This is a genomic window from Bacillus sp. JJ722, from assembly GCF_036963345.1.
In the GTDB taxonomy this organism is placed as follows: domain Bacteria; phylum Bacillota; class Bacilli; order Bacillales; family DSM-1321; genus Bacillus_AD.
Map to the genome: position 1 here is coordinate 10,341 of NZ_JBALMO010000303.1, position 295 is coordinate 10,635.

1 protein-coding gene is annotated in these 295 nt (G+C 32.9%); it reads right to left on the minus strand.

Annotation, left to right across the window (positions count from 1 at the left end; genetic code table 11):
• The coding region (locus tag V7014_RS24485) for an HAD family hydrolase (RefSeq protein ID WP_335511270.1) at window positions 1-273 on the minus strand (273 nt) is incomplete at its 3' end.
• Window positions 274-295 lie beyond the last annotated feature (22 nt).

Sequence of the window (295 nt, forward strand, 5' to 3'; positions counted from 1 at the left end):
AATTAAAAAATGACATAACGGAACTGGTATCTCTTCAATTACTTTATAGTTGTTTCCTTCCCCTATTTCCGCACCATTAGATGCCACTATAAGACAATTTAGTTTGTGGTTATCTAAAATATGCTTTGCATCAGAATATGCGCGCCCTGTGGTTATAACAACCTTATTCCCTTTCACTTGTGATAACTTGATAGCTTCTATATCTGATTCATTTATTCTTATTTCTTCATTAAGAAGTAATGTACGATCCATATCTATTAAAATTAACTTCATTCCAATCCCTCCCGAAAAGAAG